The organism is Asaia sp. SF2.1 (genome assembly GCF_000505765.1).
GTDB classification, from domain to species: Bacteria; Pseudomonadota; Alphaproteobacteria; order Acetobacterales; family Acetobacteraceae; genus Asaia; species Asaia bogorensis.
Window position 1 is genome coordinate 53,074 of sequence record NZ_AYXS01000048.1, and the last position, 1,548, is coordinate 54,621.

The following is a 1,548-nucleotide window of genomic DNA, read 5'->3' on the forward strand; positions in this document are numbered from 1 at the left end:
AGACCGGAACATGGAAAAGCGGGTTTTGGGAAAAAGCGGACTCGAGGTTTCTGCCCTTGGTCTGGGGTGCATGGGGCTGAGTTTCGGTTATGGTCCCGCCGAAGATCATGAGAGCGCCATCACCTTCCTGCGCGGTGCCTATGAGCGCGGGGTCACGTTTTTCGACACCGCCGAGGCTTATGGCCCCGGCACCAATGAGAGCCTGCTGGGCGAGGCGCTCGCGCCTTTCCGCAAGGATGTGGTGATTGCCACGAAATTCGGCTTTCGCAATGGCCGGCCGGGCGATGGGCTCGACAGTCATCCGGCTCGCATCCGTCAGGTTGCCGAGGACGCGCTCAGGCGCCTGCGTACCGATGTGATCGATCTGTTCTATCAGCATCGTGTCGATCCTGATGTGCCGATGGAGGATGTAGCTGGGACGGTCAAGGAACTCATATGGGAGGGTAAAATCCGCCATTTCGGCCTGTCTGAAGCGGGTGCGGCGTCCATTCGCAAGGCTCACGCGGTGCAGCCAGTCGCTGCCCTGCAAAGCGAATATTCGCTCTGGTGGCGCGAACCCGAACAGGAAATCCTGCCGCTGCTGGAAGAACTTGGCATCGGGTTCGTCCCTTTCAGCCCGCTGGGCAAGGGCTTCCTGACAGGCAAGATCGACACGAGCACACAGTTCAGCGATCAGGATTTCCGCAAGATCGTGCCACGTTTTGCTCCGGAGGCGTTGCAGGCCAATCAGGCGCTGGTCACGCAGCTCGAAGCGATTGCAGCACAGCGTCAGGCCACCCCGGCGCAGATTGCGCTTGCCTGGCTTCTGGCCCGCAAACCCTGGATCGTACCCATTCCCAGTACGCGTCGCCTGTCGCGCCTGGAGGAAAATCTTGGCGGCGCGACACTGGCACTTGGCTCCGATGAATTGCAGGCGATCGACGAGGCGCTGACGCAGATCGACGTTGTGGGTGAACGTTATCCCGCCAGCATGAAAGCGCTCGTGGGACGCTGATCACTCGGGTGCTGGTCAGTCGGGTTGCTGGCCAAGTTGCTGCAGGAGATCCGCATGACGGACACCCCAGCAATAAAGCATTTCCAGCGGTTCGATAAAGCGCTGGCCAAGCGCGGTCAGCCTGTATTCCACATTGGGTGGCATGGTCTGGATCACGACCCGTTCGACCAGACCGGCCGTCTGAAGGTCGCGTAGCGTCTGGGTCATCATCTTTTTCGACAAGCCGGGCAGGTTGCGCTGCAGGGCGCCGGGGCGGGCTGACCCCCCGGACATGTGCAGGGCGTGCAGGATCATGGTCACCCATTTGCCTGAAAACAGCTTGAGCAGGCGTCGTGGGGCGCAATCCTCGGCATACGGGGCCTGACGGTAGCCTGCCAGCAGATCAGGAGACGGGGTGGGGTCGGTCATGGAGCCCTTCAGGTAACCAGGGCACAAAAAGGTGCCGGATTGTGTTTTTTAGTCCCTCGCTCCAGCTTCGCAAAGACAGGAACGACGCTGGAGTATTTCTGATGACCCATACTGCCCTTATCATCGGTGCGACCGGTCTGGTCGGG

Annotated in this window: 2 protein-coding genes; one reads left to right on the forward strand and one right to left on the reverse strand. The window is 60.7% G+C overall.

The genetic code is table 11. The features are described from left to right. Positions 1–994, forward strand: a 994-nt coding sequence (locus tag P792_RS33110; protein WP_369794254.1) for an aldo/keto reductase, incomplete at its 5' end; no start/stop codon positions are given. Between the two features lie 15 nt (positions 995–1,009). On the opposite strand, the gene P792_RS33115 is transcribed toward P792_RS33110, so the two are convergent. Further along, complete coding sequence (locus P792_RS33115; protein WP_023979644.1) at positions 1,010–1,402, reverse strand: helix-turn-helix domain-containing protein; 393 nt, start codon at positions 1,400–1,402, stop codon at positions 1,010–1,012. Between the last annotated feature and the right edge of the window lie 146 nt (positions 1,403–1,548).